This is a genomic window from Rhodococcus sp. P4_E4 (assembly GCF_056401575.1).
On record NZ_JBFUJB010000006.1, the window covers coordinates 291,807 to 310,218 of the forward strand.

General features: G+C 63.3%; 18 protein-coding genes. 3 read left to right on the forward strand and 15 right to left on the reverse strand.

Annotated elements, in window-relative coordinates; genetic code table 11:
* Positions 1–5: 5 nt before the first annotated feature.
* The 4 genes from AC1DVN_RS10160 to AC1DVN_RS10175 are packed head-to-tail and all read right to left on the reverse strand — an operon-like array spanning position 6 to position 4,328.
* Complete coding sequence (locus AC1DVN_RS10160) at positions 6–779, reverse strand: aquaporin (RefSeq protein ID WP_019749045.1); 774 nt, start codon at positions 777–779, stop codon at positions 6–8.
* A 59-nt stretch (positions 780–838) separates the two neighbouring features.
* Positions 839–1,669: a transglutaminase family protein gene (locus AC1DVN_RS10165; protein WP_007731033.1), complete on the reverse strand. Its 831-nt coding sequence runs from the start codon at positions 1,667–1,669 to the stop codon at positions 839–841.
* An 8-nt stretch (positions 1,670–1,677) separates the two neighbouring features.
* Positions 1,678–2,649: an alpha-E domain-containing protein gene (locus AC1DVN_RS10170; protein WP_019749046.1), complete on the reverse strand. Its 972-nt coding sequence runs from the start codon at positions 2,647–2,649 to the stop codon at positions 1,678–1,680.
* 56 nt (positions 2,650–2,705) lie between these two features.
* Positions 2,706–4,328 carry a circularly permuted type 2 ATP-grasp protein gene (locus AC1DVN_RS10175; RefSeq protein WP_019749047.1) on the reverse strand — a complete coding sequence of 541 codons (1,623 nt, stop codon included), beginning with the start codon at positions 4,326–4,328 and terminating at the stop codon, positions 2,706–2,708.
* A 197-nt stretch (positions 4,329–4,525) separates the two neighbouring features.
* On the opposite strand from AC1DVN_RS10175, the gene rpsT reads away from it, so the two are divergent.
* Both rpsT and AC1DVN_RS10185 read left to right on the forward strand, forming a co-directional pair.
* The gene (gene rpsT / locus AC1DVN_RS10180; RefSeq protein ID WP_003944567.1) at positions 4,526–4,786 is read left to right on the forward strand and encodes a 30S ribosomal protein S20; all 261 of its coding nucleotides are present in this window, start codon (positions 4,526–4,528) and stop codon (positions 4,784–4,786) included.
* Between the two features lie 158 nt (positions 4,787–4,944).
* Positions 4,945–5,541: a cytochrome d ubiquinol oxidase subunit II gene (locus AC1DVN_RS10185; RefSeq protein WP_139120592.1), complete on the forward strand. Its 597-nt coding sequence runs from the start codon at positions 4,945–4,947 to the stop codon at positions 5,539–5,541.
* On the opposite strand, the gene holA is transcribed toward AC1DVN_RS10185, so the two are convergent.
* From holA to AC1DVN_RS10240, 11 genes are all read right to left on the reverse strand, one after another.
* Positions 5,453–6,430, reverse strand: coding sequence for a DNA polymerase III subunit delta (holA, locus tag AC1DVN_RS10190; RefSeq protein ID WP_003944476.1), 978 nt, complete (start codon positions 6,428–6,430; stop codon positions 5,453–5,455). The genes AC1DVN_RS10185 and holA overlap by 89 nt on opposite strands.
* On the reverse strand, positions 6,427–8,787 hold the full coding sequence (locus tag AC1DVN_RS10195; protein ID WP_477993769.1) for a ComEC/Rec2 family competence protein: 2,361 nt from the start codon (positions 8,785–8,787) through the stop codon (positions 6,427–6,429). Before AC1DVN_RS10195 ends, holA begins: the two co-directional genes overlap by 4 nt.
* The gene (locus AC1DVN_RS10200) at positions 8,784–9,704 is read right to left on the reverse strand and encodes a ComEA family DNA-binding protein (RefSeq protein WP_211917747.1); all 921 of its coding nucleotides are present in this window, start codon (positions 9,702–9,704) and stop codon (positions 8,784–8,786) included. The genes AC1DVN_RS10195 and AC1DVN_RS10200 overlap by 4 nt, the downstream gene beginning before the upstream one ends.
* An 81-nt stretch (positions 9,705–9,785) precedes the next feature.
* Positions 9,786–10,628 carry a DegV family protein gene (locus AC1DVN_RS10205; protein WP_080910051.1) on the reverse strand — a complete coding sequence of 281 codons (843 nt, stop codon included), beginning with the start codon at positions 10,626–10,628 and terminating at the stop codon, positions 9,786–9,788.
* Positions 10,629–10,632: 4 nt separating this feature from the next.
* Positions 10,633–11,415, reverse strand: a complete 783-nt coding sequence (gene octT, locus AC1DVN_RS10210) for a diglucosylglycerate octanoyltransferase (RefSeq protein ID WP_019749052.1) — start codon at positions 11,413–11,415, stop codon at positions 10,633–10,635.
* Positions 11,402–12,076, reverse strand: coding sequence for a histidine phosphatase family protein (locus AC1DVN_RS10215; protein WP_019749053.1), 675 nt, complete (start codon positions 12,074–12,076; stop codon positions 11,402–11,404). The genes octT and AC1DVN_RS10215 overlap by 14 nt, the downstream gene beginning before the upstream one ends.
* On the reverse strand, positions 12,073–12,519 hold the full coding sequence (rsfS, locus tag AC1DVN_RS10220) for a ribosome silencing factor (RefSeq protein WP_003944502.1): 447 nt from the start codon (positions 12,517–12,519) through the stop codon (positions 12,073–12,075). Before rsfS ends, AC1DVN_RS10215 begins: the two co-directional genes overlap by 4 nt.
* A gap of 46 nt (positions 12,520–12,565) precedes the next feature.
* Positions 12,566–13,282 (reverse strand): nicotinate-nucleotide adenylyltransferase, encoded by a 717-nt coding sequence (gene nadD, locus AC1DVN_RS10225; RefSeq protein WP_080657183.1) that lies wholly within the window; start codon positions 13,280–13,282, stop codon positions 12,566–12,568.
* Between the two features lie 18 nt (positions 13,283–13,300).
* Positions 13,301–14,764, reverse strand: a complete 1,464-nt coding sequence (locus tag AC1DVN_RS10230; protein ID WP_477993770.1) for a vWA domain-containing protein — start codon at positions 14,762–14,764, stop codon at positions 13,301–13,303.
* 8 nt (positions 14,765–14,772) lie between these two features.
* Positions 14,773–15,684 carry an AAA family ATPase gene (locus AC1DVN_RS10235; RefSeq protein ID WP_019749056.1) on the reverse strand — a complete coding sequence of 304 codons (912 nt, stop codon included), beginning with the start codon at positions 15,682–15,684 and terminating at the stop codon, positions 14,773–14,775.
* A 41-nt stretch (positions 15,685–15,725) separates the two neighbouring features.
* The gene (locus AC1DVN_RS10240) at positions 15,726–17,012 is read right to left on the reverse strand and encodes a glutamate-5-semialdehyde dehydrogenase (RefSeq protein WP_336504371.1); all 1,287 of its coding nucleotides are present in this window, start codon (positions 17,010–17,012) and stop codon (positions 15,726–15,728) included.
* A 195-nt stretch (positions 17,013–17,207) separates the two neighbouring features.
* On the opposite strand from AC1DVN_RS10240, the gene AC1DVN_RS10245 reads away from it, so the two are divergent.
* Positions 17,208–18,311, forward strand: a complete 1,104-nt coding sequence (locus tag AC1DVN_RS10245; protein ID WP_070386543.1) for an NADH:flavin oxidoreductase/NADH oxidase — start codon at positions 17,208–17,210, stop codon at positions 18,309–18,311.
* Positions 18,312–18,412 lie beyond the last annotated feature (101 nt).

An 18,412-nucleotide genomic window follows, 5' to 3' on the forward strand; every position in this document is an offset into this window, starting at 1 on the left:
ATCGATCAGCTGTCCAGACGGTTGAACCGTCCGAAGAGTGCTCGATAGATGAGTGCACCGAGCGCACCGCCGATCAGCGGGAACACGATGAACAACCACACCTGACCGAGTGCACCGTCCTGGAACGGCGCGACAGCGAGGCTTCGAGCGGGGTTGACGGAGGTGTTGTCGATCGGGATCGAGATCAGGTGAATGACGGCCAGGGTGAAGCCGATGGACACCCCGGCGAGCGGCACGTCGGAGATCTGGTCGGTCGACGCGAGAACCACGAACACGAGCAGAGCGGTCAGGAGAATCTCGATGATCATCGCGGCACCGATGCCGTAACCGTCGGAAACCACCTGTCCGAGAAGATTCTTCTCGGCCGACGGACTGTGTGCGCCCCAACCGTTTGCGCCGAGGCCGTCTGCGGCCCGGTTGTACGCCGGGAGACTGTTGGCCACCGTGTAGATCACGACGCCGGCGACCAAGCCGCCGATCACTTGCGCGACAACGTAAATCGCTGCATTGACGGCCGAGATGCGCCCGATCACGAATTGGCCGAGAGTCACGGCTGGGTTGACGTGGCAACCGGAAATCGGTCCGATCGCATATACGAGGAACAGCAGGGTCAAGCCGAATGCGAAGGCAACTCCGAGATTGCCGACTTTCGCACCTGCGAAGACGGCAGTTCCGACCGCGGAGAACACGAGCACAAATGTCCCCACCGCTTCGGCCGCATACTTCTTCACATCCGAGATCGGTTCGATCTCAGTCAATTCCTGTGCAGTTGGAGACATATTCCCACCTTCTTCTCATCGAACGGTAGTAATGCTCACGCGCCTAGATTTGCCGGACTTTACGCAAGCCTGGTGATCTCCACAACAACTTCGAGATCTGTGGAGCGTCCACCGGAAAAGATTCCCTTCAAAGGCGGCACATCCGAATAGTCCCTTCCTATTCCGACCGAGACATGCTGTTCATTCACAGCTATCGCATTGGTCGGGTCATATCCCCACCACGCGCCGGTCCACGCTTCGATCCACGCGTGCGATTCCCCGACCACCGTGTCCCCGACTGCCGCATCACGTTTGGGGTGGAGATAGCCGGAAACGTACCGACAGGGAATGCCCATCGTTCGAAGCAACACCAAGGTCAGATGTGCATAATCCTGGCAGACGCCTTTCCTGGCCGACCAGGCCTCGACCGCCGACGTATGCACTCCGGTCGTACCCGGAACATATGACATTTCACCGTAAACCCATTGCGACGCAGCCACTACTGCATCTTCAGGTGATTTATCTTTGCGCAATTCCTTGGCAATTGTCGCCAGCTTACGATCACGCGGAACATATCTCGTGAAACTCAGTTGCTCGTTGAATCGATCTTTAATCGCGTTTCCCGACAATTCATCCCAGTCGACGGTTTCCTCGGGTTGAACAAACGGTTCCGTCTCCACCACCGACAGTCCGGTCACTTCCAGCTCCGTGTGCGGGGCGTGCAAGTCGAAGGCGGTCACCGCGGTGCCCCAGTAATCGGTGTACCGATAGGAACGCGTTGCCGGCTGGGTTTCGACGCGCGTGAGGATCACCGTCTGCCTGGTGTCGCCGCGGGGTGTCAATCGCGCTTCGTTGTACGACGACGTCACCGGGGCGTCGTACGCATATCCCGTGGTGTGCACGACCCTCATTCGCCAGCTCACAGCTCTCCCTCCACCGTCGACTCCGCATACGCGGCGCCGGCATCCGTCCATGCGACCCACGGCGCAGCGTGGAAGTACTGCAATGCAATCGCCTCACCCAGTTCGCGGCAGGTCTCCTGCCAACCGAGCAACCGTCCTTGCAGATCTTCGAGCAACACGCCCTGCGGCAGAAACTCCAGTTCGCTGCGTGCGCGGCCGAGAAGCCGCGGCGCCTCCGCCCGGATTCCGACGCGACTGCCCGGCTGCGGGTCGAGTTCCTGCAGGCACTTCTCGGCCTGCCTGATCGAATGGAACACCGAGCGCGGAAAGAGTCTGTCCAACAAGATGAACTCGACGACGCGGTTGGCGTCGAGCGCTCCGCGATACGTACGCAGATACGTGTCATGTGCGCCCGCCGAGCGAAGAACACTGACCCACGCCGGCGACGACGGGCGGTCACCGGCGCGCGCCAGGAGCATCCGCACAATCATGTCGACACGTTCGATCGACCTGCCCAGCAGGAGGAACCGGTAACCGTCGTCGCGGCTGAGCGTGGAATCCGCCAGCCCCGCGAACATCGCTGCGCGTTCCTCCACATAACGGAAGAACTCGTGTGGCCCCAGCCTGCGTGACGCGCGTTCACGCTCCGCCAGTCCGTTGTACGTGGTGTTCAGGCACTCCCACATCTCACTCGACGTGACCTCACGTGCTCCGCGAGCATTCTCACGGGCACTTGCCAGCGAGTCCACGATCGATCCAACCTGATTGCGGCTGAACGCAACCAGGTCGGTGAGCGAGCGTACGTCGAGCTTCTCCTCCGGCGCTTCGATGCCGAGGACACGCAGGAGCAGACGCGACGTGCGGTCCGGGTCGACGGTTGCGTCGTCGAGCAGTTGGTGGACGGCGACGTCGAGGATCCGAGCGGTGTCGTCGGCGCGCTCGACGTAGCGGCCGATCCAGTAGAGGGACTCTGCGTTGCGAGCAAGCATCGGTCACCACGCTCCGTTCGCTGATAGTTCTTGGTAGCTGGGCACTTCTGAGGTGTTCACTGTTGTTGCTGCTGCTGTTGAGAGGTGCTCAGTTCGGGTCCCTGCACCGGCTCCGCGGATTCCGGGGGCTCGGACACCAGTTCCTCACCGGACAGCTCTGGGTCCTCGTCCGAGCTGCGGCTGGCGAGCACCCATGTGTCCTTGCTTCCGCCGCCCTGGCTCGAGTTGACCACCAGCGAGCCTTCCGGAAGTGCCACCCGGGTCAGGCCGCCGGGCAACACCCACACGTCCTCACCGTCGTTGACGGCAAAGGGTCGCAAGTCCACGTGGCGCGGCGAGAGAACGTCGTCGATCTTGGTCGGCACCGTGGACAACTGCACGAGAGGCTGCGCGATCCACCCGCGCGGGTCTGCCTTGATCTTGCGGGTGATCGCGGCCAGTTCCTTGGGGCTCGCGTCCGGTCCGAAGACGATTCCGTAGCCGCCGGACCCTTCCACCGGCTTGATGACGAGTTCGGCGACGCGGTCGAGGACTTGCTCGCACTCCTCGTCCAACCAACAGCGGAACGTGTCGACGTTCTGCAAGAGCGGCTTCTCACCGAGGTAGTAGTCGATGATCTGCGGAACATAGGTATAGACGAGTTTGTCGTCACCGACTCCGTTGCCGACGGCACTCGAGATCACCACGTTGCCCGCTCGCGCCGCATTCAGTAGGCCTGCGACGCCGAGAATCGAATCCGGACGGAAGTGCATCGGGTCGAGATACTCGTCGTCGATGCGGCGATAGATGACGTCGACCTGACGCTCGCCTTCCGTCGTGCGCATGTACACCATGTTGTCGCGGCAGAACAGGTCGCGACCTTCGACGAGTTCCACACCCATCTGACGAGCGAGCAATGAATGCTCGAAATAGGCGGAATTGGCGATACCCGGTGTGAGAACAACCACTGTCGGGTCCGCTTCGTTGAGTGCAGCACCCGCACGCAGCGCCCTCAGTAGGTGTGTTGCGTAATCACCGACCGCCCGCACCTTGTGGGACATGAACAGATCCGGGAACACCCGAGTCATGGTGCGACGGTTTTCCATCACATAGGAGACACCGGACGGAGATCGCAGATTGTCCTCGAGAACTCGGAACTCTCCCGCCTCGTCTCGGACCAGGTCGATACCCGCGACATGGATTCGCACACCGTTGGGCGGCACGATGCCGGCTGCTTCACGGTGGAAGTGCTCGCACGAGGTCACCAGGCGGCGCGGCAATACGTGATCGCGCAGGATTCGTTGCTCGCCGTAAATGTCCGCAAGGAACAGCTCGAGCGCCTTCACCCGCTGCTTGATGCCCTTTTCCAGCCGCGACCACTCCTGCGCGGCGATGACGCGCGGCACCAGATCCAACGGAAACGGTCGTTCCTGCCCGGAAAGCGAGAACGTCACGCCCTGGTCGATGAATGCGCGTCCGAGTGCGTCGGCACGCGCGGCAAGGTCGGCGCTGCTCGTCGGCGCCAGGGCTTTGTACACACCCTTGTACGGGGCACGCACCGAGCCGTCGGGCTCGAACATCTCGTCGAAAGCCAACTCGTAGCGACCGATGTCTGAATATCCGTCGAACACTGCGGCAGGACGCGCTCGGGTGGTGGTCGAACCTGTTTTACTCGAACTTTTCGAAGGCGGCGGCGTCATAGGGCAACATGCTGCTACAAGTGGGGCTATTCGGCAGCGCGGCGAGAAATCGGGCGCTCGGTGTACTCTTCTCGACAGACGCAACGTGCGACGGTTTGGGTTCTTGGGCCCTCGGCTGGTAATCTTGCCAGTCGGTGCATCAGTGCGCCCACAGCTTTCTCGACCGTAACCAGCTAAAGACGACAAGGATTTTACGCGTGGCCAACATCAAGTCCCAGGTGAAGCGAATCCGTACCAACGAGGCGGCCCGACTCCGTAACCAGTCGGTGAAGTCCTCGCTGCGTACCGCGATCCGTTCATTCCGCGAGGCTGCGGCAGCCGGTGACAAGGACAAGGCCAACGAGCTCCTCGTCTCCACCAGCCGCAAGCTCGACAAGGCAGCCAGCAAGGGCGTCATTCACGCCAACCAGGCTGCCAACAAGAAGTCTGCACTCTCGCAGGCTGCCAACAAGCTCTGACGTTTCCACTGTGACGGTTCGCCGTCATACTGGTTCGTCTCGATAGCCGCCAGGTCGAAAGACCAGGCGGCTATTTTGCGTGCTCAATCGGATCAGAGCGAAAACCCGCCATCCATGTCTTGCACGGAATATGTGGATCGGGCTGCGACCATCTGATGATGGCGGTCAACGGGAAACGCCCTCGCAGCTGGTTGTTCACGACTGTCTTCTGGGCGGTCGTCGCTTTCGGCGTATTGGCAGCCCTGGGGATCCCTCGTTGGTGGGAATCATTGACGGTTGCAGTAGTCGGAGTCGCAGCAAGCTACGGATGGTGGAGCCGCAGGCGCCGCAGCGAATTCTGGATCTTCTTCGGCGTGGTGTGTTCGCTCGTTGCAGTCTTGGCGTTTCTCGCCGCTGGACGAGCGCTACTCACCACCGTGAAGGTGCCGGTAGACAGCATCGGCCAAGAAACAATTGTCTGCGGCAGTGTGATGAATCCGGCGCCGAACTACTCCCTACGAGTGACCGACATCAGGACTGGTGAACCAACGACACGGCCTCAGGCCATTCCGCACACCCAGTTGGAGCAAGCCTGCGTGAAACGCCTCGACTACCGGGTGGCCGAGGCCACGGCCGCCACTGTCGTCGGACTACTTCTGGCCGGCCGCGCGATCGGCCATGTTGTCCTCAGTTCTTCCGCAACGCGCACACTTTCCGCACTGCCATCTCCAGAGCGAAGGACGAGTCGACTGCGGCGCCCTTCACGTCGGCATTGAGAGCGGCGACGATCTGCATCGCAGCGCCGATCGACGTGGGATCCCAACCGCCGACTTCCTTGATCGCCTTCTTGACCTTCCACGGCGGCATCCCGAGATCCGACGCCAACCGGAACGGGTCACCGCCCCGTGCAAACGGGCCGACCTTCGCGATGGTGTGGACTGCATCGGCGAGGGCGTCAGCGAGCAGTACGTGCGCCGTTCCGATCTGGTCAGCCCATCGCAGAGCCTCGAGCGCACCCCGGGTATCGCCGACGATAACTTTGTCGGCCACATCGAATCCGGAAACCTCGGCCTTGCCCGAGTAGTACTTGTGGACCGCATCCACGTCGATCTTGCCGCCGGTATCGGCCGCCAATTGCGAGCAGGCCGACGCAAGTTCGCGAAGGTTGGAGCCGACGCTTTCGATCATCGCGGCGATCGCATCGGGCGCAACCCTGACGTCGGCGGTCCGAAACTCACCCCGGACGAAGTCGACAAGCTGACTCTTGTTCAGTTTTCCGCAGTTGTGAACCGTCGCGCCGAGCTTCTCGAGAGCCGGCGCCAACGCTTTCGCGCGACCGCCGCCCGAGTGCACGACGATCAGAACGACGCCTTCTGCCGGCTCACGCGCCGCCTCGAGAACAAGAGCTACGGCATCTTTGCCTGCTTCTGCGGCCGATTCCAGGACGATCACACGGTCTTCGGCAAAAAGAGAAGGGCTGAGCAACTCGGCCAACTCGGGAGCATTGGTGTCTCCGGCACGCATCTTGGTTACCGGGAGATCCGAAATACCCTGGCCGCGGTCACCGCGGACGGCTCTGATGAGCTGCGATACCGTGCGGTCGATCAGGAACTCGTCGTCCCCGAGAACAAGATGCAGCGGATCGACTCCAGACGGATTACTCACCCGAAGATGGTCCCACGAGGAACCGACACGATCGACACAGACCCGCCGCCCCCGCCGTACACAGCGACGGTGCCGTGGACGTCGGTCCGAACCACCGCCCCGCCCAACGAAACCAGTTCGTCGAGAACCTCCTCATTCGGGTGCCCGAAACTGTTGCCGTCGCCGACGCTGATCATCGTCAACCTCGGACGCACCGCTTCCAGAAATGCCGACGACGTGGTCCGAGAACCGTGATGGGGCAGCTTCAACACATCGGCCTTCACGTCCGTTCCCGATCGGAGGATGGCCTCCTCCCCCGCAACTTCGGCGTCGCCCGTCAACAGAATGCGACCCGCGTCCGTGTGTGCCATCACCACCAGCGACTGATCGTTGGCGGCGTCCGCGCCGTCCCTCGCATCGCGGGGAGTCGGAAGCAACGGTCCGAGAACCTCCATGTTCACCGATCCCAACGTCAACTCCATACCTGCCCGCAACGAGACAACCGGAACGCCGTGCGACTCGGCGGCATCCTTTACCGCCCGAAAACCTGACTCCGGCAACAACATCGACCCGACTCCGACCGCAGCGACCGAACGCCCACCCAGAACTGCTTCCAATCCACCGATGTGATCGGCATGAAAATGACTGATCATCAGCAACGCGATGTCGTTGACGTCCAACATGTTCAGGCAACGATCCATCGACGTGGGATCAGGACCGACATCGATGACGATCACCCTGCCGTCTCCAGTCGAGAGCACAAGACCGTCCCCTTGACCGACGTCGCACATCACCAGTACCCATCCCGGAGCAATACGACCACCGCCGAACACGTGCTGAAAGACGAGGGCTAGAACAACTCCCAGAACGAGGACGCCGACCACCCATCTCGAGATCCGATTCCACAGCGTCAGGGCCGCGGCCAGTAAGACGCCCACGACGACGAGAGCACCGATGAGCCCTGACGGCACCACCACCGACGCTCCGGGAAGCGCCGCCGCCCGCTCGGACACGTACAGCAGCCACCCCATCGGCGGCCGGACCAGCGGCGTGACGAACACCGCGATCGGTGGACAGATCAGCGCACACAAGGCAATCACCGCACCGAACACCGTGATGATTCCGATCACAGGCGCCACGGCCATGTTCGCGGCAATCGTGACCACGCTGAAGGTTCCCGCCATGGCGCCCACCAGTGGCGCAGACACGACAAACGCAGCACTCGAGACGGCTGTCATCTCCGAAAACCAACGGGGCCAACCTCGTCGACGAAGCATCTCCACCCACACCGGAGCAATGATCACCAACGCGCCCGTGGCCGTGGTCGACAGCGCAAACCCCCAGTCGACGGCAAGTTCGGGCATCACGACAACCAGCACGATGACGGCTGCGGAAAGAGCAGGCAGTGCCTGTTTGCGTCGACCGGTCACCAGACTGAGCAGGCCGATCAGGCCCATCACCGAGGCGCGCAGAACACTCGGCGACGGCCTCGCGACGACAACAAACGCAACGAGGGCTACCAGCGCCAAAGCAGCGCCGACGCGCGGACTGAGCGCCGCGGCTCTGACCAGCAGCAGAACCGCCCCGAGCAGAATGCTGATATTGGCGCCGGACACCGCGGTGAGATGGGAAAGCCCGGCAACGGTGAAGTTGTCCTTCACCACCGGCGACAACGCCGATGTGTCTCCGACGACGAGGCCAGGCAGCAGACCTGCCTGATCCGGCGGGAGCGCAGCCGAGCACGCAGCGGCGAAACGAGTACGCACCACACTCGCCCATCGCTGATACCAGGGCACTTCTCCCACCGCGACGGGAGGCCCCTCGGACGTGATCACGGCGAGCGTGGAATCGCTACGCCATGGCTGACTCGCCCGGCCGCGAACCGTCAGGCTCTGCCCTGGAACAACTTCGAGCCACGACGAACTGGGCGCCCGGATGGTGACCAAGCCGCCTCCGGAGTACCTGTGATTCTGGGCAGTCACCGAATTGACGGTTGCCCTGAAGAAAACCTGACCTTGACCCGCCGCGCCAGAGACTGCGTGCGGATCCTCCGAGGGTTCCACTTCGACACTCACCCACGCTCCCTCGAGGGCAGCCCGGGTCAGTGGGTGCCCCTCGACCTCGGTCGCCCGCCACCCGATGACGACACTGCATCCGGCACCGAACAGCAATGCAACCAACATGATTCGTGCCCACCCCGCAGATGTCCGGCGCACAACCACGTAAGTGAGGATTGCCGCTGGAATAGCGCATGCCACCGCCAGTACCCACGCGGCGACCGCGCCGAACAGGATCCCCACCGCACTGCTCCCCCACACTGCGACGGCCGACGGTAGCAGTCGAGCGTCGAGGGCCGGCGAGACTTCCGGTTCGTTCACACCGATACCAGCACTCGCAGTTTGGCCAACCTTGCCGGGCCGATCCCGTCGACTTCCCCCAATTGTTCTATGTCCGTGAATTTTCCGTTGGAAGTTCGCCAGGAGATGATCGCCGCAGCCGTTACCGGCCCTACCCCGGGAAGGTCGTCCAGTTCGGCCTCGGTAGCGGTGTTGAGGTTCACCAGACCAGCCCCGCCGGATTCCCCCGCGGCGGCGGGGCCGGTCCCTCCCGCAGTGGTACTCGAACTCGCTGAAACACCACCGGACTGATCGGCGGCCCCCACCACGATCTGATCACCATCGGCAAGCTTCTGTGCCAGATTCAGGCCCACCGTCTCTGCGCCCTCGAGCACTCCACCTGCCGCAGCGAGCGCGTCGGCGATGCGCGAGCCCGAATGTAGGTTGACGAGCCCAGGCGTGCGCACGAGTCCGACGACACTGACCACCAAAGCCTCAGGCGGCTGCTCCGCTACGACGCCGGTCGGTACGGGACTGGCTGATTCACCATCGTCGGCAGTGACATTCTGCGCCGTGACATTCTGCTCCGTGACATTCTGGGGCGAGGGCAACGGTGGGACCGCCTGCAAACTCGGAGAATCCCACCACACCGTGAACAAGCCGATTGCCGTGGCCAGGGCTGCAACGATCGCCAACACCCAGGTCGCCGATCGGCTCGGGCGCCAACGTGTACCGCGCCAGCGCTCGGGCAGCCGATCGAACCGTGACGAGTCGGGTTGAGCCTCGTATTCGTCTTCGTCGAAGTCCTGAAGCCACTCGGGGGGCCTCTCGAATGGCTGCGGGGACCTCTCGAAAGACGCTGAATCCTCGAAGTCGTCGACGGCCTGTCGCTGCCGGTAGTTCCCGTCCATCGCCGCGAGGCGATCACGCGCCCGCTCGCGCTCCTCGCTGATCCTCATGACAGGACGCTAACGAGAGACCATGCCGCCGAAGGCGAACAATTTCAGTCTGTGGAGAACTCGCGGATTGTGGAGAAACGATCAGGCGCTCGGGTCGATCTCCGGCAGCGGGCACACCACAACACCGATCGCGCCGACACCGACGTGCGCTCCGATAACCGCGCTGAAGTCGGTGACCACGGATTCCGCCACATCGGGAATGCGCTCGGCCAACTGTTCCGCTATCGCATCGGCACGCTCTCGCGCTCGCATGTGATGCACGGCTATCGCCACGCGGCCGAGACCGGCGCGCTCGACTGCCGAATCCACCAAGCGTGCAAGCGCTTTGGTGGTCGTACGTGTTTTTTCACCGAGCACGAGCTTGCCGTCCACCAGATGCAGGATCGGCTTCATCGCCAACGCAGTACCCAACAACGCGGCTGCGGTTCCGATTCGTCCGCCCCGACGCAATTGATCAAGTTTGTCGACGACGATGTAGCAGCGCCCACGGCTCGCGACGTCGACCGCCCGGCCGTACGCCTCTTCGAGTGACGCGCCCTTCTCGGCCAAGCGCGCAGCTTCGAGAGCGGGATAGCCCAAACCCATTCCGGCCGACTGCGAATCGACGATCCGGACGGCGCCACCGAACTCCTGGGCTGCGACTCGTCCGGCTTCCCACGTTCCCGAGAGTTGCCGTGAAATGTGCACGGCGAGAACGCCGTCACCGTCGCTCATGTCCAGGGCGCGGGCATACGCTTCGGACAACTCGGCGGGTGACGCTCCGGCCGTTGTCACTCCTGACAGGTCGCTCGGCATTGCGTCGACACCCTCACGCAAGTCGCAGCCGTCACGGAGCACATGGAGCGGAACCACCTGAATCCCACATGCGTCGGCCGACTCCTGCGGGATGCAGGCGGAGGAATCCGTGACGACGACGACCGGCATTCTGCTACCCGACTTCGCTCGGCGGTGATACCAGTTGCGGCGAAACCACTTTCTTCGACTCGACCCCGCGAATCGCGGCGATCATCGCGCGGGCTACACCGACATGACCGTCCCAACCCCAGTGAATACCGTCGGGGTTGCCGTTCTCGGAAAAGACGTTGTCACGCACTGCATCCGCGAGATCGACTACGGGAACGTCTTTCTCCGTAGCCCACTCGGTGATCGCGGACACCGCGGCAGGTCGTCCGGCGTGCACGCTCGCGTAGGCATCGCTGCGGTGCACCGACGGCAGGGTCGCGATCATCGGCAGTTCCGGCCGCATGTACTCCAACGCATTTCGCGAGCTTTCCAAATACTCGACGCTCAGCTTGGGCGGAAGTGCGACCGGGCGGCCCAGAGGTGCAAGCCGCGGCTGCAGCCACTGATAACCCTCGCGCACCACGCGTCGAAGCGCCGGAGGACGAACGTAGCGGATGGTCTCGCGGAGCGCGGTAGGCAATGGGGACGGTAGCGAGTCCATACCGCCGACCGCGAACACGACGGCGCCGGCCCGCGGCACCGCCGCCCACACACGAGGATCCTGAGTCAGTGCCCACCACGCGTCGCGGCACGTCCAGCCGATACGGGCGACCAACTCGACGTCCCAGCCGAGTTCGTCGGCCACGATGTTGGGCCAGATGCGTGGATGATCTGCGGCTAGGCCGCCCTTGGGGCCGAAATACGACAGCGAATCCGCGAGCACGAGGAGGACGGGGCGCTGCCCGTCGGCACTTTCAGAGGACGTCATTTGCGACACTCGCAGAAGCATTCCATACGTCGAGTCGCCACTCGATCGACTTGACGTCACCGTGTCCGCTGAGTTGCACCCAACTGGTGTTTCCCAATCCGCCGAGGACGGCCCAGCGATCGACGGGTAAGTCGAGCAATGCCGCTGTCAGTGCCGCGATCAAGCCTCCGTGCGCCACCAGAACTACGGGCCGCTCGGCCCAGTCCGGGTGCGTGTCGAGCAATTCGTGAACTACGGGGAGGCTGCGATTCGCGACGTCGATTCGGCTTTCGCCGCCGGGCGGCGCCAACGTGGCATCCGCCCGCCAGGCAGATCGCACACCGGGAGTGCGCTCGTCGACGTCATGATGAGTCAGGCCTTGCCATTCACCCAGGTGTGTCTCACGCAGACGCGTGTCGGTGAGGACCGGAAGTCCGGCGGCGTCACCGACAGCGACTGCCGTGAAATACGCGCGCCGCAGATCCGAGGACACGATCGTCAACGGTCTGCGATCGGCGATCACCGGACCTGCACTCTTGGCCTGCGTGCGTCCCAACTCCGACAGGTCGGTGTCGAGTTGCCCCTGCATCCGAGAGTCGGCGTTGTATTCGGTCTGTCCGTGACGCAGCAGGATGAGCCGGCGGACAGGGTTCGACGCCGCACTGGGCGCCGACGAAGTCACAGCGAGGGATCCTGCGCGTCCGGCTCGGAAACCGTGTCGGTCTCGAACACCGTGTTGGCATCGGCGGGGCCGGGACGGTTCTGTCCGAGGCCTTCGACCTCGACCGTCGGGCAGTCCTTCCACAGACGATCGAGAGCGTAGAAGTTGCGCTCCTCGTCATGCTGGACGTGGACGACGATGTCGGCGTAGTCGAGCAGTGCCCAGCGGCCCTCGCGGGTGCCTTCACGGCGGACAGGCTTGTGTCCCGCTTCGCGGAGGCGGTCTTCGATGTTCTCGACAATCGAGTTGACCTGACGCTCGTTGGTCGCAGATGCGATCACGAAGCAGTCCGTGATGACCAACTGTTCGGACACATCGAGCACCACCACTTCGGTGGCCAGCTTCTCGTCGGCTGCCAAGGCCGCGATGCGTGCCATGTCGATGGCTTCGGTGTTTGCACTCACTCGATGTTCTCCAGTTTCGTCTTCAGAAAGTACTTGTTGTTCTCGGCTAGCTCGATTCGGCGCCCGGGACGGCTTCCGACTTCCCCGGTGCGGGCTCCGACATCGTTGTAGCTCCGTCGCGGCGCTCCGCGTCGACAGGTCGATACAGGTTCCGCTTCGAGATGTACTGCACCACTCCATCCGGCACCAGGTACCAGACAGGGCGGTCTTCACTTGCCCGACGCCGACATTCGGTCGACGAAATGGCAAGTGCCGGAATCTCTATCAACGTGACCGCGTCGGCGGGCATGGTGTCGAGGTGACCGGCCAGATGCTCTGCATTGAGATCGAAACCCGGTCGCGATACCCCGACGAACTTCGCCAATGCGAACAACTCTTCCCAATCTTGCCAGGAAAGGATGCTGGCCAGCGCATCGGCACCGGTGATGAAGAAGAGTTCGGCGTCGGGATGGTAGGCCCGGAGGTCTCGCAGTGTGTCCACGGTGTACGTCACTTTTTCACGGTCGACGTCGACCCGAGAGACGGAAAACCGCGGGTTGGAGGCGGTGGCGATGACCGTCATGAGGTACCGGTCCTCGGCAGGACTGACGCCCCTCCCCTGCTTCTGCCAGGGCCGCCCGGTGGGGACGAAGATCACTTCGTCGAGTCCGAACCGGTCGGCGACCTCACTGGCCGCAACGAGGTGGCCATGGTGAATGGGGTCGAAGGTGCCACCCATCACTCCGAGGCGTCGAGCACGTTCCACCGATAGTCCCTTCTGCACGAGTGTCGAGCTTACGGGTCAGACCGGCAGCAGACGGGACACGACGTCGGCAAGCTGCTGGGCCGAGCGGCACTCGTGCATGCTGATGACCTCGCTGTACACCTTCGCCGCGGAGTCACCCGTTCCCCATTGCCCCTTCGGCTCAGGGTTGAGCCAGTGTGCGTGCTTGGCAACCGCAACCATCTGCGACAGCGACTGGAGGTTGGGATCGCGGTAGTTGTTGCGACCGTCGCCGAGTACCAGCAGCGACGTGCGACTGGTGATCGACTGCGCGAACTTCTCCTGGAAGACCCCGAAGGCGTGCCCGTAGTCGGAGTGGCCGTCGTAGGTGATCAGTTCGGCTTCACGCACCATCCGTGACATCGCGGACCCGAGGTCTGCGTTCGAGTCGAAGAACCGCGTGACCTCGTCGGTCGTGTCGATGAACGCGAACACCCTCACTCGTGAGAACTGCTCGCGCAACGCGTTGACGAGGAGCAGGGTGAAATGGCTGAACCCCGCTACCGAACCCGACACGTCACACATCACCACAAGTTCCGGCCGCGCTCGCTTCGGCTTGCGCTGCACCAGATCGATCGGCACTCCGCCCGTCGACATGGACTTGCGCAACGTGCGACGCAGGTCGATCGAACCCGAGCGAGAGCGGCTACGACGCACCGCGAGACGGCTGGCCAACAGACGCGCGAGTGGTGCGACGTTCTTCTTCAGTGTGGTGAGTTCGGCGTCGGAGGCCCGCAGGAAGTCGACTTCCTCGGCGAGTTTCGGAACGCCGTACGTGGCGACGCGTTCCTTACCCAGATTCTCGGCGGTGCGTCGACGCGTTTCCTTCTCGACCATCTTGCGGAAGTCCGCGATGCGCTGCGCTGCCGTGCGCTTGGCGACCTCGGACTGATAGTCGGAATTGTCCTTGCCCTCGGACCCGGCGCCTTCCTGGTTGCCGAGTAGACCTTGCAGGATCTTGTTGAGCAACGTCTCCGGGGCGACGTCACGCAGCGCCTGATAGGCGGAGAACGACGGGCCGTTACTCGACTGGTACTGCCCGAGTTCCTCGACCATCGCGGCGGTCAAGAGTTCGGTCATCTCCATCGCCTCGTCACTGCCGTCTGTCAGCAGTTCGGCGATCAGCTCACGCAATGCCTGCAGGTCGATCGAGCCGTCTGGCTTGCGCGGCAGTGTGACGTCGACGTCGCCGACCGCACGGTCACCGATCGCCTTGGGGAACCACAGGTCGAAGACGGCGTCGAACGTCGCCCGGTGGGTAGGTCGACGCAGGAGCGAGCATGCCAGCCCTTCACGAAGCGCTTCACGATCGAGCAGGTCGAGAACCGACATGACCTGACCGGCGTCGACGGTCTCGGACGGGCCGACCATGATTCCGCGTCGTCGCAGAGCCTCGACAAAATCGACGAGGTGACCGGGAATCCCGTGCGGCGCTGCCAGGCCGCCGGGTGCGAGCGGCGACGTCGATCCTGCGGGAGCCATGACAGACCTCAGTTCAGCCGAAGTTCAGCGGCGGCGCGCACCTGATCGGACTGGTGCTTGAGGATGACACCGAGCGTGGCGCGTACGGCGTCGTCGTCGAGCGTGTCCATGCCCAGAGCGAGAAGGGTGCGTCCCCAGTCGATGGTTTCGGACACCGACGGAACCTTCTTGAGCTGCATTCCGCGAAGAACACGAATGGTGTTGACCAGCTGCTCGGCAATCGCTTCAGGAAGCTCCGGCACCCGGCTTGCGAGGATGCGACGCTCGAGGTCGGCGTCCGGGAAATCGAGATGCAGGAAGAGGCAACGACGCTTCAGAGCCTCCGAGAGTTCGCGCGTGGCGTTGGACGTCAGCACCGTGAACGGCTTGCGGGTGGCGGTGATCGTTCCGAGCTCGGGGATCGTGACCGCGAAGTCGCTGAGCACTTCGAGGAGCAGACCTTCGATCTCGACGTCTGCCTTGTCCGTCTCGTCGATCAACAGCACCGTCGGGTCCTCGCGGCGAATGGCCTTGAGCAGTGGACGTGCGAGCAGGAACTCCTCCGAGAAGACATCCGCCTTCGTCGAGTCCCAGCTGTGGTCGACCGCGACATCACCCCTCGCTCCGCTCGCCCCGCCCGACTGAATCCGAAGAATCTGCTTCGCGTGATTCCACTCGTACAGCGCACGAGCCTCGTCGACGCCCTCGTAGCACTGCAGACGCACCAACTCGGCGCCTGTCGTCTGGGCTACCGCGCGCGCCAACTCGGTCTTACCGACACCGGCCGGTCCCTCGATGAGCAGGGGCTTGCCCAGTCGGTCGGCAAGGAACACTGCCGTTGCAGTGCCCTTGTCGGACAGGTAACCCGTCTCGGCCAAACGCTCGATCACGTCGTCGACGCTCGAGAAGAACGGTGTTGTATCGGGAAGAGCTCGGTCCACGGTTAACTCCTAAAAAGGGTGGGACAAGTCTGGTGAACTTTTCAGGCGGGTCGGGTGTGCCCGTCGCCCCAGACGATCCACTTGGTGGACGTCAGTTCCGGCAACCCCATAGGGCCACGCGCATGCAGTTTCTGGGTGGAGATGCCGATCTCGGCGCCGAACCCGAACTGCTCACCGTCGGTGAAGGCAGTCGACGCATTGACCATCACTGCAGCAGCGTCGACTCGAGCGGTGAACTCGCGGGCAGCCGAGAGATCGGACGTCACGATGGCTTCGGTGTGGCCGGTCCCGTACTGGTCGATGTGCTCGACCGCAGCGTCCAGGTTCTCGACGACCTTGAGCGCGACGTCGAGGGTGAGGTACTCCTTCGACCAGTCGTCCTCGGTCGCGGGAACCAGTCCCGGCAGATCACCGTGCACGACGACGTCGTGCATCTGGAGCGCTTGGAGCAGCTTCGGCACGGCGGTCTCGGCGATCGCAGCGTCGACCAGGACGGTTTCGGCTGTATTGCAGACACTGGGCCGACGGGTTTTGGAGTTGAGAAGAATCTTCTCGGCCATCAGTAGATCGGCGGCCGAGTGAACATAGACGTGGCAGTTACCGACACCGGTCTCGATGGTGGGCACGGTGGCATCACGCACGACGGCGCTGATCAGGCCGGCGCCACCGCGCGGGATGACGACGTCGACGAGGCCACGGGCCTGAATCAAATGAGTGACCGTGGAGCGATCCGCACTTGGCAGAAGTTGAACGGAATCCTCGGGCAGTCCCTGATCAACCAACGACGCACGCAGAGCCGCCACCAACGCTTCGTTGGACTTGACCGCCGAGGACGAACCACGAAGCAGCGCAGCATTTCCCGATTTGAGGGTGAGCCCGAAGGCATCGACGGTCACGTTGGGACGAGCCTCGTACACCATGCCGACGACACCGAGCGGAACGCGCTGCTGCCGTAGTTCCAAACCGTTCGGCAGAGTGGAGCCGCGAAGAACTTCGCCGATCGGATCAGGTAGTCCGGCAACCTGGCGCAGACCTGACGCGATGCCCTCGATGCGGTCAGCGGTCAGACGAAGACGGTCGAGCAGCGATTCCTCGGTGCCACCCGCCTTCGCGGTGTCGATATCGAGAGCGTTGGCCGCGAGAATCCGATCACTTGCCGCGAGAACTGCGTCGGCTGCGCCGTGGAGAGCAGCATCCTTCTGCGCCGTGGTCAGCAGAGCCAGGACGCGCGAAGCCTTACGGGCTCGGCGTGCGGCGTCGTGCACGACGGACTTGGTGTCGGACGCATTCGAGTCGACGGTTTCTGCGTTGGAAGTCACAGCGGTCATGAATACACATTAACCACCCACCTCCGCGGCCTGCTCGGCGGAACGAGGCTGTGACCACCCGGGAACATTCCGACGGACCGCCTGCGAACATTCCGACGGACCGCCGGGCAACATTTCGGCGGACCGCCGGGGAACAATTCCGACGCGCGGCGCTGTTGCACCCACCGACCTTCTTCTTCGAGTCAGGAGCCATCCGTGAGTGTGTTGTTCGAGCCTTTGACCCTGCGTGGCGTCACCATCCCGAACCGCGTCTGGATGGCACCGATGTGCCAGTACTCGGCCGACGTCATCGGCGACCAGGTCGGAGTGCCCAACGAGTGGCATCGCACGCATCTGGTGAGCCGTGCAATCGGCGGCACCGGCCTGATTCTCACCGAGGCGACGGCCGTCAATCCCGAAGGCCGCATATCGGCAGCTGATCTGGGGATCTGGAACGACACGCAGGCGCAAGCCTTCGCCGAGATCAACGCGCAACTCGCGTACTTCGGCGCAGTGCCCGGAATTCAGCTGGCCCACGCCGGACGCAAAGCGTCGACGCAGGTTCCGTGGCGCGGCGGCAAGAGTCTGCCCGCCGACGACCGACTCTCGTGGCAGACGGTTGCCCCGAGCGCGGTTCCGTTCGGTCACCTTGCCGATCCGGTCGAGCTCACCACGGAGGGCATCGAGAAGGTCGTCGCGGACTTCGCAGCGGCGGCTACCCGCGCATTGAAGGCCGAATTCAAGGTCGTGGAAATTCACGCGGCCCACGGATACCTGATCCATCAGTTCCTCTCCCCCGAGAGCAACAAGCGAACGGACCGCTACGGAGGCAGCTTCGAGAACCGCATTCGATTGCTCCTCGAAATCCTGACAGCAGTCCGCGAGGTGTGGCCGGCCGAGCTACCGCTCTTCGTCCGGGTCTCGGCGACCGATTGGCTGACGGAAGAGCGTGGGCTCGAGGTCGACAGCTGGACCGCGGATCAGACCGTTGCCCTGGCCAACATCCTCTCCGATTACGGGGTCGATCTCGTCGACGTCTCCACTGGCGGCAATTCACCGGCGGCACAGATTCCGGTGGAACCGGGATACCAGGTTCCGTTCGCCCGTCGCCTGCAGAACGAGAGCCTGCTACCGGCCGCCGCCGTCGGCCTCATCACCGAACCCGAACAGGCCGAGAAGATCGTCGAGGACGGAAGCGCAGTGGCGGTGCTCCTCGGCCGCGAACTGTTGCGTGATCCGTACTGGGCGCGCCGGGCGGCACGGGAACTGAACGCCGAGGTTGGACCACATATCCCGTCGCAGTACGCCCGCGCCTTCTAGCCCGAAAATCGGCTCCCGCGCCCAACTTTGATAGCGTAAGCGTCTTACTTGCCGGTAGTCCGGAGCCCTGTGGGCTCCGGACACTGCCGCGGGCCAGAGCC